The 16,409-nt window shown below is 73.0% G+C and carries 15 protein-coding genes; 7 read left to right on the forward strand and 8 right to left on the reverse strand.

The window, feature by feature from the left end; translation table 11 throughout:
• Positions 1–11: 11 nt before the first annotated feature.
• The gene (locus tag ACTVZO_RS25485; protein ID WP_443300563.1) at positions 12–530 is read left to right on the forward strand and encodes a TQO small subunit DoxD; all 519 of its coding nucleotides are present in this window, start codon (positions 12–14) and stop codon (positions 528–530) included.
• Here ACTVZO_RS25485 and ACTVZO_RS25490 read toward each other — a convergent pair.
• A complete protein-coding gene (locus tag ACTVZO_RS25490) occupies positions 467–700 on the reverse strand; it encodes a hypothetical protein (protein ID WP_443300564.1) in 234 nt (77 codons plus the stop codon). The two genes, ACTVZO_RS25485 and ACTVZO_RS25490, sit on opposite strands and share 64 nt — an antisense overlap.
• The gene (locus ACTVZO_RS25495; RefSeq protein ID WP_443300565.1) at positions 687–1,994 is read right to left on the reverse strand and encodes a PspC domain-containing protein; all 1,308 of its coding nucleotides are present in this window, start codon (positions 1,992–1,994) and stop codon (positions 687–689) included. The genes ACTVZO_RS25490 and ACTVZO_RS25495 overlap by 14 nt, the downstream gene beginning before the upstream one ends.
• 130 nt (positions 1,995–2,124) lie before the next feature.
• On the opposite strand from ACTVZO_RS25495, the gene ACTVZO_RS25500 reads away from it, so the two are divergent.
• The 3 genes from ACTVZO_RS25500 to ACTVZO_RS25510 all read left to right on the forward strand — a co-directional run bounded on the left by ACTVZO_RS25500 (position 2,125) and on the right by ACTVZO_RS25510 (position 5,296).
• Positions 2,125–3,420, forward strand: coding sequence for an ATP-binding protein (locus tag ACTVZO_RS25500; protein WP_443300566.1), 1,296 nt, complete (start codon positions 2,125–2,127; stop codon positions 3,418–3,420).
• Positions 3,417–4,109, forward strand: a complete 693-nt coding sequence (locus ACTVZO_RS25505; protein ID WP_443300567.1) for a LuxR C-terminal-related transcriptional regulator — start codon at positions 3,417–3,419, stop codon at positions 4,107–4,109. Before ACTVZO_RS25500 ends, ACTVZO_RS25505 begins: the two co-directional genes overlap by 4 nt.
• An 83-nt stretch (positions 4,110–4,192) precedes the next feature.
• Positions 4,193–5,296, forward strand: coding sequence for an alpha/beta hydrolase (locus ACTVZO_RS25510; RefSeq protein ID WP_443300568.1), 1,104 nt, complete (start codon positions 4,193–4,195; stop codon positions 5,294–5,296).
• Positions 5,297–5,351: 55 nt separating this feature from the next.
• Here the strand turns inward: ACTVZO_RS25510 and ACTVZO_RS25515 are convergent, their stop codons facing one another.
• Together ACTVZO_RS25515 and ACTVZO_RS25520 are read right to left on the reverse strand one after the other, a co-directional pair.
• Positions 5,352–6,398: an NlpC/P60 family protein gene (locus ACTVZO_RS25515; RefSeq protein WP_443300569.1), complete on the reverse strand. Its 1,047-nt coding sequence runs from the start codon at positions 6,396–6,398 to the stop codon at positions 5,352–5,354.
• Between the two features lie 128 nt (positions 6,399–6,526).
• On the reverse strand, positions 6,527–6,880 hold the full coding sequence (locus tag ACTVZO_RS25520; protein WP_443300570.1) for a hypothetical protein: 354 nt from the start codon (positions 6,878–6,880) through the stop codon (positions 6,527–6,529).
• A gap of 77 nt (positions 6,881–6,957) precedes the next feature.
• On the opposite strand from ACTVZO_RS25520, the gene ACTVZO_RS25525 reads away from it, so the two are divergent.
• Both ACTVZO_RS25525 and pcrA read left to right on the forward strand, forming a co-directional pair.
• Positions 6,958–7,299: an ArsR/SmtB family transcription factor gene (locus ACTVZO_RS25525; RefSeq protein WP_443300571.1), complete on the forward strand. Its 342-nt coding sequence runs from the start codon at positions 6,958–6,960 to the stop codon at positions 7,297–7,299.
• Positions 7,300–7,311: 12 nt separating this feature from the next.
• Positions 7,312–9,801, forward strand: coding sequence for a DNA helicase PcrA (gene pcrA / locus ACTVZO_RS25530; protein WP_443300572.1), 2,490 nt, complete (start codon positions 7,312–7,314; stop codon positions 9,799–9,801).
• Between the two features lie 96 nt (positions 9,802–9,897).
• On the opposite strand, the gene ACTVZO_RS25535 is transcribed toward pcrA, so the two are convergent.
• Both ACTVZO_RS25535 and ACTVZO_RS25540 read right to left on the reverse strand, forming a co-directional pair.
• On the reverse strand, positions 9,898–11,391 hold the full coding sequence (locus ACTVZO_RS25535) for a M23 family metallopeptidase (protein WP_443300573.1): 1,494 nt from the start codon (positions 11,389–11,391) through the stop codon (positions 9,898–9,900).
• A 223-nt stretch (positions 11,392–11,614) separates the two neighbouring features.
• On the reverse strand, positions 11,615–12,412 hold the full coding sequence (locus ACTVZO_RS25540; RefSeq protein ID WP_443300574.1) for an esterase/lipase family protein: 798 nt from the start codon (positions 12,410–12,412) through the stop codon (positions 11,615–11,617).
• Between the two features lie 185 nt (positions 12,413–12,597).
• Here ACTVZO_RS25540 and ACTVZO_RS25545 point away from each other — a divergent pair, with 185 nt between their 5' ends.
• A complete protein-coding gene (locus ACTVZO_RS25545) occupies positions 12,598–12,999 on the forward strand; it encodes a cobalamin B12-binding domain-containing protein (RefSeq protein WP_443300575.1) in 402 nt (133 codons plus the stop codon).
• A gap of 170 nt (positions 13,000–13,169) precedes the next feature.
• Here ACTVZO_RS25545 and ACTVZO_RS25550 read toward each other — a convergent pair whose 3' ends face one another.
• Both ACTVZO_RS25550 and ACTVZO_RS25555 read right to left on the reverse strand, forming a co-directional pair.
• A complete protein-coding gene (locus ACTVZO_RS25550) occupies positions 13,170–14,756 on the reverse strand; it encodes a DUF5691 domain-containing protein (RefSeq protein ID WP_443300576.1) in 1,587 nt (528 codons plus the stop codon).
• Between the two features lie 281 nt (positions 14,757–15,037).
• The gene (locus tag ACTVZO_RS25555) at positions 15,038–16,381 is read right to left on the reverse strand and encodes an SWIM zinc finger family protein (RefSeq protein ID WP_443300577.1); all 1,344 of its coding nucleotides are present in this window, start codon (positions 16,379–16,381) and stop codon (positions 15,038–15,040) included.
• Between the last annotated feature and the right edge of the window lie 28 nt (positions 16,382–16,409).

Raw genomic sequence — 16,409 nt, forward strand, 5'->3', positions numbered from 1 at the left:
ACACATGTCGCGTGACCCGAACTGATGTCTCGACAGACGCGTCCGCAGTCCGCCCGCCGAAGGCACGCGCGGCCGACTACGCACTGCTGCCCCTGCGGATCTTCCTCGGCGTGACCTTCGTCTACGCGGGCGTGGACAAGCTGACCGATTCCGCTTTCCTCTCCGCCTCCGGCACCGGCTCCATCGGGGAGCTGATGACGGGGGTGCGCGACACCTCCGCGATCCCCGCCATGGTGGACATGGCCCTGGAGGCCCCCGTCGGCTTCGCCGTCGCCCTGGCCATCGGGGAGATCCTCGTCGGCCTCGGGACGCTGGCCGGCCTGCTGACCCGGATCGCGGCCGCCGGCGGAGCGCTGATCGCGCTCAGCCTGTGGCTCACCGTTTCGTGGGCGGTGACCCCGTACTACTACGGCAACGACCTGATCTACATGATCGCCTGGATCCCGCTGGTCATCGCCGGTGCGCCCTACTGGTCCCTGGACTCGCTGATCGGGTCGCGCTGGTCGCGGCGGTCGCGCCTGACGGCGTAGGTCACCATCCCGGTCAGGGCGGCGAGCGAGAGCCCGCCCACCGTGAGCGGGATGACCAGGAACCAGGGCAGGTCGGCCTCGCCGCTGCTGTCGAGCAGGTACAGCACGCCCGCGGCCAGCAGGGCCAGTCCCGCGATCAGCCGTCCCGGCTGGAACTCATGACGCCGCACGGGCCACCTCCACCTGTCCCACACCCGCGTTCAGGTGCAGCTCGATCGTCCCGCCGGCCTCGGTGCCGGCCTCGGGCGAGAGGGTCGCCCGCCGGTGTTCGCCGCCGCCGCGGACCCGTACGTCCTCGCTCGTGTCCCCGGGCATCTGGATGTCGCCCAGACGGATGGTCACATCGGCCTCGGCCGTCACCTCGCGGGGCACGATCACCTTCAGCCGCCCCGCGTCCACGGAGGCCCGGACGGCCAGGGTGGTGCCCTTGGGCACGTCCAGCCGGCTCAGGTCCAAGGTGGCGAGGCCGGTCCCCGCCTCGTACTCGGGCCGTACGTCGGCCACCGCGGCCGGCCGCCACGCGGTCTCCCGCCAGTCCGTGCCGATCTCCCGGGGCAGTACGGCGGCCACCGCGAGCAGCCCCGAGGTGAGCACGGCCAGCACGATCGTGCCGAAGCCGGTGCGCCCCAGCAGGGAGCTGACGGCGAGACCGAGGCCGAAGACGACGAGCGCGGCGGCCAGTGCGGCCTGCAGGGCCTCGCCCAGCGGATGCCCCTGCCACTTGGCGCTCGCCGCGGTGATCCCGGCGATCAGCGCCAGGACGAAGACCCGGCCGCCGATGCCGCCGCGCGGACGGGCCGGAGCGGGCGGCTCCTTCGTGGCGGCGGCCGCGGCCGGTGCGGCGCCCGGCCGCTCGGGGACGGGGGAGTCGGCGGGGCCCCACAGGTACCCCGTCGCCCCGACCGGGCCGGTGGTGCCGTCCTTGACCAGCGGGTCCCGCCACCACGACGGGCCGCCCGGGGCGGGCGGGGCCTTCGTCTCCGGCGGCGCCTTCGTCTCCTGCGGTGCGGGGGCCTCGGCCTCCACCGGGCCGGCGGTCCGCCGCCGCTGCGACCAGTACGAGGCTCCGCCCAGCGCCAGGATCACCAGCACCGAGAAGACGGCGAGAACGCCGTTGTCCAGCATCGACAGGAACAGCGCGCAGCCGACCAGCGCGGCGAACACCGCGGCGAGGGTGGCGCCCTCGACGCGGCCGGTCAGCATCTTCTTCGCCTCGCTGTCCTCCTCCCCCTCCTGGGGGAGCAGCAGCCACGCGAAGCCGTAGAAGATCAGGCCGACGCCGCCGGTGACCGCGAGGACGCCCAGCACGATCCGGAAGACCACCGGGTCCAGGTCGAAGTACCGGCCCAGCCCCCCGCACACGCCCGCCAGGACCTTGTCGCGCTTGCTGCGGCGCAGCGGAGGCCGGACTTCGGGTGCCTGGGGCGCCCCGGGCTCCGGCGGGGCGTCGTGTACTTCGGTCATGTGTCCATGGTGACGGCCCGCGGCGGCCCGCGGCACCGGGCCCGACCCTGGCACAACCCTGATATCCCCCGGGCCGATCTGGGGGGCAGCCCTGATGCCGGGCGGCTTCCGCGCGTGTGACCCTGGTGCCATGCCCGCAGCCGCCGCTTCCCGTACCCCGCACGCCCCCGACGTCGACGAGGTGCCGCAGCGCAAGCTCTACCGCAGCGCCGACGGCCGGATGCTCGGCGGAGTCGCACGCGGGCTCGCCGGGCACCTCGGGCTGCCGGTCGTCTGGGTCCGGCTGGCCTTCCTCGGCCTGTTCATGTGGGGCGACGGGCTCGGCGTGCTGCTGTACGCCGCGTTCTGGGTGTTCGTACCGCTGGGCGTCGGCGGCCGCAGCGGGCACCGCTCGTACTTCGAGACCCTGCCCGACGGCACCCGCCGCCTGCGCAAACCCGACAAGGGGCAGATCAGCGCGCTGATCGCGCTGTGCATCGGCGCGGGCATCTTCATCTCGCAGGTCCAGGTCGGCGGCGCCTCCGGCCGGTACGTGTGGCCGACGCTGCTGGTCGGGGCCGGGGTGGTCCTCGTATGGCGGCAGGCCGACAACGCCCGCCGGGCCCACTGGACCGAGGCCGCCGGACGGCACGGGCGGCTGCTCCAGGCGGCCCGGGCGCTCGCCGGGGTGGCCCTGGTCGGTGTCGGCCTCACCGTCTTCATCGTCGTACGCGGCTCCGCGGCCCAGCTCGGCAACGTCCTCACCGCCACCCTCGCCGTCCTCGTCGGCGTCGCACTGCTCGCCGGGCCCTGGCTGATCCGGATGACCCAGGACCTCTCCGAGGAGCGGCTGATGCGCATCCGCGCCCAGGAGCGCGCCGAGGTCGCCGCCCACGTGCACGACTCGGTGCTGCACACCCTCACCCTGATCCAGCGCAACGCCGAGGACGTCGGGGAGGTGCGCCGCCTGGCGCGTGCCCAGGAGCGGGAACTGCGGAACTGGCTGTACAAGCCCGAGGGCACCGGCAAGGACGAGGACGAGGAGCCGGCCACCCTGGCGGAGGCCGTGAAGAAGACCGCCGCCGAGGTGGAGGACCACCACGGCGTCCCCATCGAGGTCGTCGTCGTCGGCGACTGCCCGCTCGACGAGGGTCTGGCCGCGCAGATCCAGGCCGCGCGCGAGGCGATGGTCAACGCCGCCAAGTACGGTGGCGAGGGAGGCCCGGTACAGGTGTACGCGGAGGTGGAGGGGCAGACGGTGTTCGTGTCCGTACGGGACCGCGGACCGGGCTTCGACATCGACGCCGTACCGGACGACCGGATGGGCGTACGAGAATCGATCATCGGCCGGATGCAGCGCAACGGCGGGACCGCGCGGCTGCGGTCGGCGCCCGACGGCGGCACGGAAGTCGAGCTGGAGATGGAGAGGGCGGCGAACACAGCATGACCGAGGACAACGCGGTGACGCAGACCGGCAGGCGGGTCCGGGTGGTGCTCGTCGACGACCACCGGATGTTCCGCACCGGCGTACAGGCCGAGATCGGCGAGACCGAGCGGACCGGGGTCGAGGTCGTCGGCGAGGCCGCAGACGTGGACCAGGCCGTCACCGTCATTACCGCCACCCGGCCCGAGGTCGTCCTGCTGGACGTGCACCTGCCCGGCGGCGGCGGGGTCGAGGTGCTGCGGCGCTGCGCCCCGCTGATGGCGGCGGCCGAGAACCAGGTGCGGTTCCTGGCGCTGTCCGTGTCGGACGCGGCGGAGGACGTCATCGGTGTCATCCGGGGCGGCGCGCGCGGTTACGTCACCAAGACGATCACCGGCACCGACCTGGTGAACTCGGTCTTCCGGGTGCAGGAGGGGGACGCGGTGTTCTCGCCGCGGCTGGCGGGCTTCGTGCTCGACGCCTTCGCCTCCACGGACGCCCCGCCCGTCGACGAGGACCTGGACCGGCTGACCCAGCGCGAGCGCGAGGTGCTGCGGCTCATCGCGCGCGGCTACGCGTACAAGGAGATCGCCAAGCAGCTCTTCATCTCCGTCAAGACGGTGGAGTCGCACGTCTCGGCCGTCCTGCGCAAGCTCCAGCTCTCCAACCGGCACGAGCTGACCCGCTGGGCGACGGCCCGCCGGCTGGTGTAGCCGCGGGGGACCCCCCGATGTGATCCATGCCGCAGGCCGTGAGGGCAACCGGGGCGGGCCGTGCGGCCCTCTACGTTGCCGTGATGAGCCTGACGGGGACCCCCCTCTTCGCGACGGTGGTCGCCCTGACCGTGATCGCCGTCGTCCTGCCGCTGGCCGTGTGGAGCAAGATGCGCGGCCCTGCCGTCGTACGCGTGGCCTCCCGCGCCCTGATGGTGGTGTTCGCACAGGTCACTGCCATCGCGCTGGTGTTCATCGGGGTCAACCGGGACATGAACTTCTACGCCTCGTGGGGGGACCTGCTCGGCACCGGCACGTACGTCACCGCCGCTCCCGACCTCGGCCCGGACGGGCTCGGCGGGAAGAAGGCCGAGGCCGCGCCCAAGGTGAAGCAGGCCTTCCAGCCCGTGGAGGGCCTCGGGGGCCGCGTCCAGAAGACCGAGCTCGACGGCAAGGTCTCCGGGGTCAGGGGCGACGTCATGGTGTGGCTGCCGCCCCAGTACGACGACCCGGCCTACAAGGACAAGAAGTTCCCCGTGGTCGAGCTGATCCCGGGCATCCCGGGGACGGGCAAGTCCTGGTTCCAGGGGCTCAAGGCGCACGAGGTGCTGGAGCCGCTGATGAAGAGCGGCAAGGTGCAGCCGTTCATCCTGGTCTCGCCGCGCGCCATGCTGCTGGGCAACGCCGACACCGGCTGCGCCAACCTGCCGGGCAAGGTCAACGCCGACAGCTGGTTCAGCGTCGACGTCCGCAAGATGGTCGTCGACAACTTCCGGGTCTCGGAGGAGGCCCGCACCTGGGGCGTGGCCGGGTACTCGGCCGGGGCCTACTGCGCCGCGAAGCTGGCGATCAACCACCCCGACCGCTACAGCGCGGCCGTCTCCCTGTCCGGCTACAACGACCCGGGCCAGGAGCCGTCCTCGCTGGTCGCCCAGGATCCGGAACTGCGCCGTACGCACAATCTGAAGCACGTGCTGCAGACCGCGCCCACGCCGCCGGCGGTCTCGCTGTGGATGTCGGGGGCGGAACACGACGGATACCTGTCGGGCACGGACCTCAAGGCGATCGCGAAGAGCCCGACCGTGGTGCACGCCGAGAAGGTGACCGGCGGGCACAACCTCGACTCGTGGTCGAAGCAGCTGCCGCAGACCTTCGACTGGCTGAGCAAGACGGTCAAGGCGCCGTAGAGCTGCCCGGTCCGCCCGGTCCGCTCGCGCCGTCGCGCGGTCAGGCGGGGCGCGGTCAGGCGGGGCGCGAGGCACCCGCCCAGGGCATCGAGTCGATCGGGGCCACGCGGACCGTCGATCCGGGGCGCGGTGCGTGGATCATCTGGCCGTTGCCGATGTACAGGCCGACGTGGGTGACCCCGGAGTAGAAGAACACCAGGTCGCCGGGGGCCAGCTGGTCGCGGGAGACGCGCCGGCCCGCGTTGATCTGGGTGTAGGTGGTGCGGGGGAGGGACACCCCCGCCGAGCGCCAGGCCGCCTGGGTCAGCCCCGAGCAGTCGAAGGATCCCGGGCCCGTCGCGCCCCAGACGTACGGCTTCCCGATCGCCCCGTGCGCGAAGGCCACGGCGCGGGCCGCCCGCGAACCGTCCGAGGGCGCCGGCGGCGGGGGCGCGGAATGCGGGCCGGCCGCGGGGGCGCCGCCGCCCGAGCGGGCCTCGTACGCGGCGCGCTGCTCGGCGGTCAGCTTCGCCAGGAGCTGCTTGGCGGTCGCCAGCTTGCCCTCGATCTCGGCCTTGTGCCCGGCCAGTTCGTCCCGCTGTGCACGCAGGTCGGCGAGGCGTCCGGCGGCCTGCTCCTTCAGCTTGCCGACCTCGTCGAGCCGGCGGCGCACCGAGCTGATCCCCGCGGCGCTGCGGTCCCCGGCGCGGGAGATGAAGGAGGCCTGGGAGAGGTACTCCTGCGGGTCGGCCGCCATGGCGAGCTGTACGGCGGTCCCCAGGGAACCCCGGCGGTACTGGGTGGCGGCGAGCGAGCCGAGCGTGCCGCGGGCGGCGTTGAGCTGGTCGGTCTTGCGGGCGGTCTCGTCGCGCAGGCCCTCCAGCGCCCGCTCGGCCTCGTCGGCCTTCTGCTTCGCCCCGTTGTACCGCTCGGTCGCGGCCTCGGCCTCCTCGTAGAGCCGGTCCACCTCCGCCTCGACCTGCGCGGGTGTGGGGCGGGGGGCGGCCTGGGAGGTGCCTTCGAAGGCGGTGGCGGTGGCAGCGCCCGCGAGGGCGAGAGTGGCGGCGGTCCGTACGGTGCCGCCGGAGAGCGGGCGCTGCCTGGGCTTTCGATGACTGGCCACGAGGGCCTCACGTCCTTCCTCTCTCGGTGCTTGGAGGAGGACGCTAGACCCGGAGGTAACGGGCAGATGACGAGATGATCGCAAGTGTCCTGATGCGATCGCGGTTGGCTGCCCGGGACCGAAGCGGATCAGTGCCAGAGGACGGCGATGAAGATATTGACCACGGTCAGACCGCCCACCGCGCCGAACAGCGCCTTCTCCACGCGCTCCTCGTCACGCTTGACGTAGACGAGGGCGAGGATCACGAAGAGGACCGCCAGCTTCACGCCGATCTTGACGTTGTTGACGGCGGAGCCGTCCATCTCGTTGAAGCCCACCAGGAGCACGCCGGTGACGAGCATGGTGAGCGCGCCGTGCAGCATGGCGGGCACGAACCGGGCGGTGCCCGCGCTCATCGCCTTCATCTGGGTCAGGAACCCGCCGAGGAGCGAGGCGATCCCGATGATGTGCAGGCCGACGAAGACATCGATGAGTACGTCCATGGCGTCGAGCGTACGGGCGGCCGGGAGGGCCCCGACGGCGGGCCCGTGTCCGTACGGCTTTTGCGTACAGTTGGCCCATGGCCGCCGGAGAACTCCACCACCCCGACGCCGCCCGGATCGAGCTGGTCGAGGTCCTGGCGGCCCTCGGCCACCCCGTCCGGCTGGAGATCGTCCGGACCCTCTCCGGCGCCGGGGCCGAGGTCTTCTGCGGGGCCGTGGCCACCGGACTCCCGCGCTCCACCGTCACCCACCACCTGCGCACCCTGCGCGAGGCCGGGGTGATCCGCCAGCGGCCCGAAGGCCGCAGACTCTTCCTGACCCTGCGCCGCGAGGACCTGGAGCAGCGCTTCCCCGGACTGCTGGCCCTGGCCGTGGGCGATTTTCCGGGCCCGGGACCGGCTGTCGGTCCCGCCCCCTAGACTCGGAATGCGATGAGCAGCCTCTTTGACGACAGTTTCCTGGCGGACCTCACCCCCTCCGACGAGGTCCCGCCGCCGCCCGAGGACCACGCCGCCCCGGAGCAGGGGGCGGACGACCTCTTCGAGGGCAGGTTCGACGTACCCATGTCCGGGGACGCGTACTACCGGGACGGCGCCCCCAAGCCCGTCATCGACCCGGCGGTGCTCCTGGACGGGCTGAACGAGCAGCAGCGCGCGGCGGTGGTGCACGCGGGCTCGCCGCTGCTCATCGTCGCCGGCGCGGGCTCCGGCAAGACCCGGGTGCTGACCCACCGCATCGGACACCTGCTGTCCGCGCGGAACGTCCACCCCGGCCAGATCCTGGCGATCACCTTCACCAACAAGGCCGCCGGCGAGATGAAGGAGCGCGTGGAGGGCCTGGTCGGCCCGCGCGCCAACGCCATGTGGGTCTCCACCTTCCACAGCGCGTGCGTCCGCATCCTGCGCCGCGAGTCGAAGCGGCTCGGCTTCACCTCCTCGTTCTCGATCTACGACGCGGCCGACTCGAAGCGCCTGATGGCGCTCGTCTGCCGCGACCTGGACCTGGACCCGAAGAAGTTCCCGCCCAAGGCCTTCAACGCCAAGGTCTCGAACCTGAAGAACGAGCTGATCGACGCGGAGGCCTTCGCCGACCAGGCCGTCGACGGATTCGAGAAGACGCTCGCCCAGGCGTACGGGATGTACCAGGGGCGGCTGCGCGAGGCCAACGCGCTCGACTTCGACGACATCATCATGACCACGGTCCACCTGCTCCAGGCGTTCCCGGACGTCGCCGAGCACTACCGGCGCCGCTTCCGGCACGTACTGGTCGACGAGTACCAGGACACCAACCACGCCCAGTACACGCTGGTGCGCGAGCTGGTCGGCACCGGCTACCCGGACCTGCCCCCGGCCGAACTGTGCGTGGTGGGTGACGCCGACCAGTCGATCTACGCCTTCCGCGGCGCGACCATCCGCAACATCCTCCAGTTCGAAGAGGACTACAAGGACGCGACGACGATCCTGCTCGAGCAGAACTACCGCTCCACGCAGACGATCCTCTCCGCCGCCAACGCGGTCATCGAGCGCAACGAGAACCGCCGCGCCAAGAACCTGTGGACCCAGGCCGGCACCGGCGCGGTCATCACCGGCTACGTCGCCGACACCGAACACGACGAGGCGCAGTTCGTCGCCGACGAGATCGACCGGCTCACCGACGCCGGGGACGCCCAGGCCGGGGACGTCGCGATCTTCTACCGGACCAACGCGCAGTCGCGCGTGTTCGAGGAGATCTTCATCCGGGTCGGGCTGCCCTACAAGGTCGTCGGCGGCGTCCGCTTCTACGAGCGCAAGGAGGTCCGCGACGTCCTCGCGTACCTGCGCGTCCTCGCCAACCCCGAGGACAACGTCCCGCTCCGCCGCATCCTGAACGTGCCCAAGCGCGGCATCGGCGAGCGCGCCGAGGCGATGATCGACGCCCTCGCGATGCGCGAGAAGATCACCTTCCCGCAGGCGCTGAAGCGCGTGGACGAGGCCTTCGGCATGGCCGCGCGCTCCACGAACGCGGTGAAGCGCTTCAACGTCCTGATGGAAGAGCTCCGCACGATCGTCGACTCGGGCGCGGGCCCGGCGGTGGTGCTGGAGGCGGTGCTGGAGCGTACCGGCTACCTCGCCGAACTCCAGGCCTCGACCGACCCGCAGGACGAGACGCGGATCGAGAACCTCCAGGAACTGGCGGCGGTCGCCCTGGAGTTCGAGCAGGCGCGGGACCAGGCGGACACCCCGGCGGCCGGCGCCGCGGGGCCCGGGACGCTCGCCGAGTTCCTGGAGCAGGTCGCGCTGGTGGCCGACTCCGACCAGATCCCCGACGAGGACACCGAGGGCACGGGCGTCATCACGCTCATGACCCTGCACACCGCCAAGGGCCTGGAGTTCCCGGTGGTCTTCCTGACCGGCATGGAGGACGGGGTCTTCCCGCACATGCGGTCGCTGGGCCAGACCAAGGAGCTGGAGGAGGAGCGCCGTCTCGCGTACGTCGGCATCACGCGTGCGCGCGAGCGGCTGTACCTGACCCGGTCCTCGATGCGCAGTGCCTGGGGCACGCCCTCGTACAACCCGCCGTCGCGGTTCCTCGAGGAGATCCCGGCGGAGTACCTCCAGTGGAAGCGCACGGGCGCGGCCCAGAAGCCGGCCGGGCCGATCCGCGGCTCGGGCGGTGGCAAGGCGTCGTTCGGCACCTCGCCGGAGGCCTTCCTGTCATCGTCGCGCACGAAGTCCGGCCCCTCGGGGTTCGCCACGCGCCGGGCCGCCGACAAGCCGGTGATCGCGCTGGTGGTCGGGGACCGGGTGACGCACGACCAGTTCGGGCTCGGCACCGTCATGGAGGTCAGGGGAGCGGGCGCGGACGCGCAGGCCACCATCGACTTCGGCGACGACAAGCCGAAGCGGCTGCTGCTGCGCTACGCGCCGGTGCAGAAGCTGTAGGCGCGGCCGAAGTGGGCCGAGGTGGTGGGCCGAGGTGGTGGGCGCGGCCGTTGCCGCGCCCACGGCCTGTGCCGGGGTCGCCGCTGAGGCTGTCGGCTAGTTCGGGTCCAGGCCGTGGCTGCGGAGCCAGGCCAGGGGGTCGATCGCCGCTCCGCCTCCGGGCCGGACCTCGAAGTGGAGGTGCGGTCCGGTGGAGTTGCCGGAGTTGCCGGAGTACGCGATGACGTCGCCGGCCTTGACCTTGCCGCCGCGGATCTTGGTGCTGCTGAGGTGGCAGTACCAGGTCTCGGTGCCGTCGGGCGCGGTGACTATGGCCATGTTCCCGTAGGCGCTGTTGTACTGGGTGCGCACGGTGCCGTCGGTGGCGGCCATGACCGGGGTGCCGTAGGCGACCGGGAAGTCGATGCCGGTGTGCACGGACATCCACATGCCGCCGGACTGGCCGAAGTTGGCGCTGAGGCCGCGCTGTTCGACGGGGATCGCGAACTTGGGGCGCGCGGCCTCCTTGGCCGCGGCCTCCTCGGCCTTCCGCTTCTTCTCCTCCTCCTGGCGCTCGCGCAGGTCGATGCGCTCCTGCGTACGGCTCGCGCGGTCCGCGAAGTCTCCCGCGTCGGCGCTGAGCGCTGCCAGTTGGGTGTCGAGCTTGGTGTTCGCCGCGACGGGCTTCACCGAGGCCGGGTCGGGCGCGGCCATCGTGGTGGTGTCGTCGGCGGGCTTCTCCGTGCCGGTGAGCCCGCCGACGGAGGCGGCAGCGACACCCGCGACGCCCATCACGCAGGCGGAGGGCACGGCCACGGTCAGCAGGGCGGAGCGCTTCGCAGGGGTCCGGCGGCGGCTGTTGGCGCCGCCGCCCGCTTTGGCACTGCCCTTGGCGGAGGTCCGGCGCGCGGCGCGCGGCACGGAGGCGGAGGTGACGGGCATGGACTGGGTGGGGAGGTCGTGGACCTCCGGCGCCTCGGCCACTGCGGCCGCCGCGTCGGTGACCAGCTCGAAGACGGCGGTCTCCTCGTACGACTCGCCGACGACGTCCTGCGCCGGGATGTGCACCTCGTAGGCGTAGTCCGCGACGGTCGTCGGCGCGGCCTCGTACGTGTACTCCTGCGCGTACTCGGGCTGCGCGGGCCGGTATGCGTACTCGTACTCGTACGCGGTGTCGGCCTGGGGCTGTGCCTGCGTCTCCGTGACCGTGTTCCACGCGGTGGCGTCGTACGCCCCGGTCTCGGTCCCGTAGCCCGGCATCGCCCAGTGCCCGGTCTGCTCGCCGGAGGTGTCGTACCCGAAGGAGACGGCCGGCTCGTACTGCGTGTAACCGGACTGGTCCGTGCCGGCCGTGCTCCACGCACTCGTATCCCACTGACCGGTCCCGTCCGCGGGCAGGCCCTGGGAGGGGATCGTGGACAGGTAGGCGTCCTGGGAATTCCATGCCGTGGTGTCGTACGCGCCGGTCTCATAGGAGCCGTATGCAGCGTAGTTGACCCCCTGGCCCTGCGTTTCATAGGAAACGTAGGTCGAGTCACCAGCGAAAGTGGTGGTGGCAAGGCCGTCATACCCGGGATCCGGGTACTGGCCCGGCGAGGGGCGGTCGTTCACCAACTTCTCTTTCGCCTCGGCATTGGGGGGCCTGGGTGGCCGGGGAACTCGGGGTTCACCGGAGGAGAGCAGTGGCGTGACTGTACCCGGCGGTTACTGGCAACGACAATCTTCGAAGGGTTTCCTTGTTCGTGGAACCGGGCATTCGGCCCTCTTTCGGTCGCGTGAAGACGCAGCCTTGGCCTTGAGTTCGAAATTCGTTCGACTTCTCGCCGGTTGTTGTCTAGGCGACGGAGGCGGTTCCCGGGGCGGCCGCCGAGGCCGGTCCGATGCCGTCGAGGACGCGTCGGATGGCCGCGATCACGGTGGGGTGGACGGCCAAGGCGAGGTGCCCGATGCCGGTGACCTGCACGTTCTCCACGCGTAGATCCGGGTGTTCGAGCCGGGCCGTCCCTGCGGGCGTCATCACGGCATCGAACTCGCTCCAGAACGACACGCACCGGGTGGCGCATCCGGGCGCGGGCTCGGCCAGCTCGGCCAGCACCTCGGAGCCGGGGCGCATCTGCCGCATGAGCGGGTGCGCGTCGAGGAAGGGGGCGATCCGCGTGCCGGAATGCGGGGTGCCGAGCGTGACGAGGGTCCGGACGCGGGCGTCGCCGCCGAGGCGCTGGACGTAGTACCGGCCGACCAGCCCGCCCAGGCTGTGCCCGACCAGGTCCACCCGGTCCTGCCCGGTGCGCTCGCACAGCTCCTCGACGCGCCGGGCCAGATGGCGGGCCGTGACGCGCAGGTCGCGGGTGAAGGGCGAGTAGTTGTACGCCTCCACGTGCCGCAGGCCGTCCGCCCCGAGGGCGCGGCGCAGCAGGACGAAGACCGAGCGGTTGTCGGTGAACCCGTGGAGGAGTAGGACGGGCGGGCGGGTCGCGGGCGGGCGTGTCGCGGGCCGGCCGGCGGCGGCCTTCTCCTGGCACACCCCGGTGGGGTACAGGAGGAGGTGTCCGCCGAGCACCACCACCTCGAGCGCGCCGGCCCGGAGCGCGGCGCCGGAGGCGGGAATCGACACGGGTATGTACAACCCCATTGACGCTCTCCCCTCAGCCCCTTGGGACTGTGGTCTTGACGCCGACCGTGGCGCCACCGTGCCGTTCGGCTGTCGGCACGGTGGCGCAATGCCGTCCCACGTGTGATTTCCCCCTCCTGGTTGACCGCGAAACGGGAGCGTGCGCGATGCTGTACTTAACGTTCGTTCACTCGGGAGGCAGTGCGATGGGTGTGACCGGTCCGATCCGTGTGGTGGTGGCCAAGCCGGGTCTCGACGGCCACGACCGCGGCGCGAAGGTGATCGCGCGTGCGCTGCGTGACGCGGGCATGGAGGTCATCTACACCGGCCTCCACCAGACCCCCGAGCAGATCGTGGACACCGCCATCCAGGAGGACGCCGACGCGATCGGCCTCTCGATCCTCTCGGGCGCGCACAACACGCTGTTCGTGCGCGTCCTGGAACTCCTCAAGGAGCGTGACGCGGAGGACATCCAGGTCTTCGGCGGCGGCATCATCCCCGAGGACGACATCGCCCCCCTCAAGGAGAAGGGCGTGGCCGCCATCTTCACCCCGGGCGCGACGACGACCTCGATCGTCGACTGGGTCCGGGCGAACGTCCGCCAGTAGCCGCCGCAGGCACTGACCAGGGCCGGGTCGGGCCGGGCCGGGCCGGGCCGGGCCGGGCCGGGCCGGGCCCGACCGGGCGGCGCGGCCGCACCCGCGTCAGGGCGGAGCCCTGCTCTGCCCGCCCCGGCCCGGCTCGCCCCGCGCGACCCGGCGCCGGAGCCCGGAGCGGCTCAGGCCGGGGTCAGCTCCGCGAGCATGGTCTCGCGGAGGCGAAGGGTGGCGACCAGCCGCTGAAAGGCCTCGGCCCAGTACGCTGCGGCCCCACCCGCCGCATCCCCCGGCTCCCCGGCATCGGCCCCGACGGCCGCGGCCTCCAGCCGCCCGGCCTCCGCAGGATCAAGGCAGCGCTCCGCCAGCCCCATCACCCCGCTGAAGCTCCACGGGTAACTGCCCGCCTCCCGGGCGCAATCCAGCGCGTCCACCACGGCCCGCCCCAGCTCCCCGGCCCACGGCACCACGCACACCCCGAGCAGCTGGAACGCCTCCGACAGGCCGTGGGCCCGTATGAACCGCGCGACCCACTCCGCCCGTTCCCCGTCGGGCAGGGTCTCCAGCAGCTTGGCGCGCTCCGCGAGCGAGGCCGTGCCCGGGCCGGCCGCGGGCGGCGCGGACGGCTCACCGAGCAGGGCCCGCGACCACCGCGCGTCGCGCTGGCGCACCGCCGCCCGGCACCACGCCGCGTGCAGTTCCTCCCGCCAGGAATCGCCTTCTGCCACCGGCAGCGCCACTATCTCCGCCGGGTCGAGTCCCCCGAACCGCTCCGGCCAGCAGGACAGCGGGGCCGACTCCACCAACTGGCCGAGCCACCAGGCCCGCTCGCCCCGCCCCGCGGGCGGGGTGCGGATCACCCCGTCCCGCAGCATCCCCGTATCGCACGCCGCCGGCGGATTGACCCCCTCCGGTCCCACGCAGGCCAGGGCGCGCTCCGCCATGCGACCCGCCAGCGCCGAGCCCGGCAGCGCCGACAGCAACTCGGCCGCGGTTGCCCGGACATTGCGGCTGCGGTCTCCCAGGGCCGCCTCCAGGAACGGCTCGTCGCCGTCCGAGAGGCCCGCCCGCAGCGAATCGAGGAACATCAACCGGTCCTCGGCCCGCTCCGTGGCCCAGGTCGTCGCCAGCAGGTGCGTCGCGGCCGCCGCGTCGTGCGCCCGTACGGTGCCCAGCAGGGCCACCCGCTCCGCGAACAGCCCCTCCTGCCAGAGCCGCTCCACCCCGGACCGGTCGGTCACGTCCGGCAGCTCCCCGGCTCCGCCGGTCCCACCTCGCAGCGCGAACCGCCAGTCCGGATTCAGCCGCGCCAGCCACCGCCCCCGCGCCCCTGCCAGCGCGAGCGCCTGCGGCCGCAGGTCCGTACGGGCCCGGGCCGCGTCCAGCAGCGCGGGGACGAGCGCCGCCGGTGAGCGGTATCCGTGCCGGCCGGCCGCGGCCAGCCACTGCGGCAGCAGTTCCGTCAGGTCAGGGGCCGCGCCGCGGCGGCCGCCGCTGCCCGCGCCCGTCCGGCCGGCCAGCAGCTGCGCGAGCCGCTGCCGGGCCGCGGCCGGTGGCACCGGACGCGGGTCCCGGGTCGCCGGATCCGGGAGTGGGCCGGCCTCGGCCGGCCGCAGCCCGGCCCGGCGCCGCACGGTGTGCACGGCCGCCGCGTCCAGCAGGGCCTGCGGCGAGCCGGCCGGGCCCCCGCCCCGGCGCCGGCCGGTGCCCAGCAGCGCCGCAGCGACCAGCTCCTCCCAGTCCCCGTATCCCTCGTCGCGCTTGCCCATCGGACCCCTCCCTCGACACTCGTCCCTCGGCACTCGTCCGTCGTCACTCTCAGCGCTCCGGTCCCGCCCCCTCCGCGGGACCGGAGCAGTCGGTGCCCCGTTCAACTGCGCTCAACTGGCGTGGTTGTCGTTCATGCAAGCCCCCCGGCCTCTCGTCATCACACGACGGCGCCCCCGCGCCGCCGCGTCCTTCCCCGTCCGTGCCGCCCCTTCGTGACGGCACACGTGTCCCCAGGCCCCTGTCGATTCCGTTGTGAATTCCTGCTGCGCCGAGCCTGGGATCAGGCCAGCGACACCGCCTCGGGCGAGCCCGGCTGCCAGGCGGTCAGCGGGGTGAAGCCGCGGTGGCCGCACTCCCCGAACACCGTCACCGGGCCCCCGCCCGACAACGCGGCCAGCTGCCACAGGCCGCCGCGCGAGCGGCTGCCCGCCCCCGTGACGGGCACCGGCAGCGCGGAGTCGCCCCCCGCGTCCGCCAGCTGCCAGCCGAGCTCCCCCGGTATCGGGATCACCGGGCCGAGCACCACCGGCCAGGACTCCAGCCACGGGTCCGCCCGCAGTGCCGCCCCGTAGGCCTCCAGCGCGGCCCCCGTGCTCACCGCGGCGGGAACCTCCGCGCACGGCACGGCCGCCGAGGGTCTCTCCCCCAGATCCGCCCGCAGCCCCGCCGACCCGGGCCGGAAGCGGACTTCCGCCTCCAGCACCAGTCCCACCGGCAGTGCCAGCCCCGGAGCCCGCCCGGGCGGGCCGAAGTCCAGCACCAGGGCCGGCCGCCCGCTCGCCAGCCCGCGCAGCCATATCCGGCGGGTGGTGAGCCTGCCGTCCGGCGACACCGAGTCGTACTGGGCCAGCACCAGCCAGCGGTCCCGTACGGCCTCCCCCTCCCCGGAGGCCGGCAGTCCCACGCGGCTGCGCACCGTCGCGGCCAGCTCTTCGGGCAGTGCCGCCACGCCCAGCCAGGCCCGGTCCAGCAGGTGCAGCAGCGCCGCCTCCTCCAGCATCCTGGCGGGCCAGCCGGGGCCGCAACTGGGTATCGTGCCCAACTCCCTTACCCGACCGGCCAGTCCGGGAGCCTGGGCGTCTACCATCCGGGCGGCCGTCTCCTCCCAGGCCGCATAACCCGCCTGTTCCTGCCCGGCGAGACCGCCGCGCAGCAGGTCGGCCAGCCGCTGCTCCAGCTCGGTGACGCCCGCCCCGATCCGGGCCGCCCGCCGCGCGGCCCGCCGCCGGGCCCCCTCCTCGTCCACCGGCCGGCCCGCCGGGGCGGCCGGCCGCGCGGCCTTCGCCGCACGGTCCGCCAGCCACTCCGCGGCCCACTCCGGCGGCTCTCCCGGCTCGCCCGCCCCCTCCGCGGACCAGAGCAGCAGCAGGCCCAGCGCGTGCTTGCACGGGAACTTCCGGCTCGGGCAGGAGCACTTGTACGCCGGCCCCGCCAGGTCAACGACCGTGCGGTACGGCTTGCTGCCGCTGCCCTTGCACAACCCCCATACAGAACCGGAAGCGGAACCTCCGATCTGCAACCACGGCCCCGCCCCGCCGAGTCTGCCCCCCGCCTTTCGCGAGGCATCGTCAGGAGCCAGAGCCAGTACCTGTTCCGCCGTCCAGCGGACCCCCTGCTCAGTCATGTGAACCACCGTACGGACCCCCACTGAC

This window comes from Streptomyces sp. IBSNAI002 (genome assembly GCF_052244475.1).
Lineage (GTDB): Bacteria > Actinomycetota > Actinomycetes > Streptomycetales > Streptomycetaceae > Streptomyces.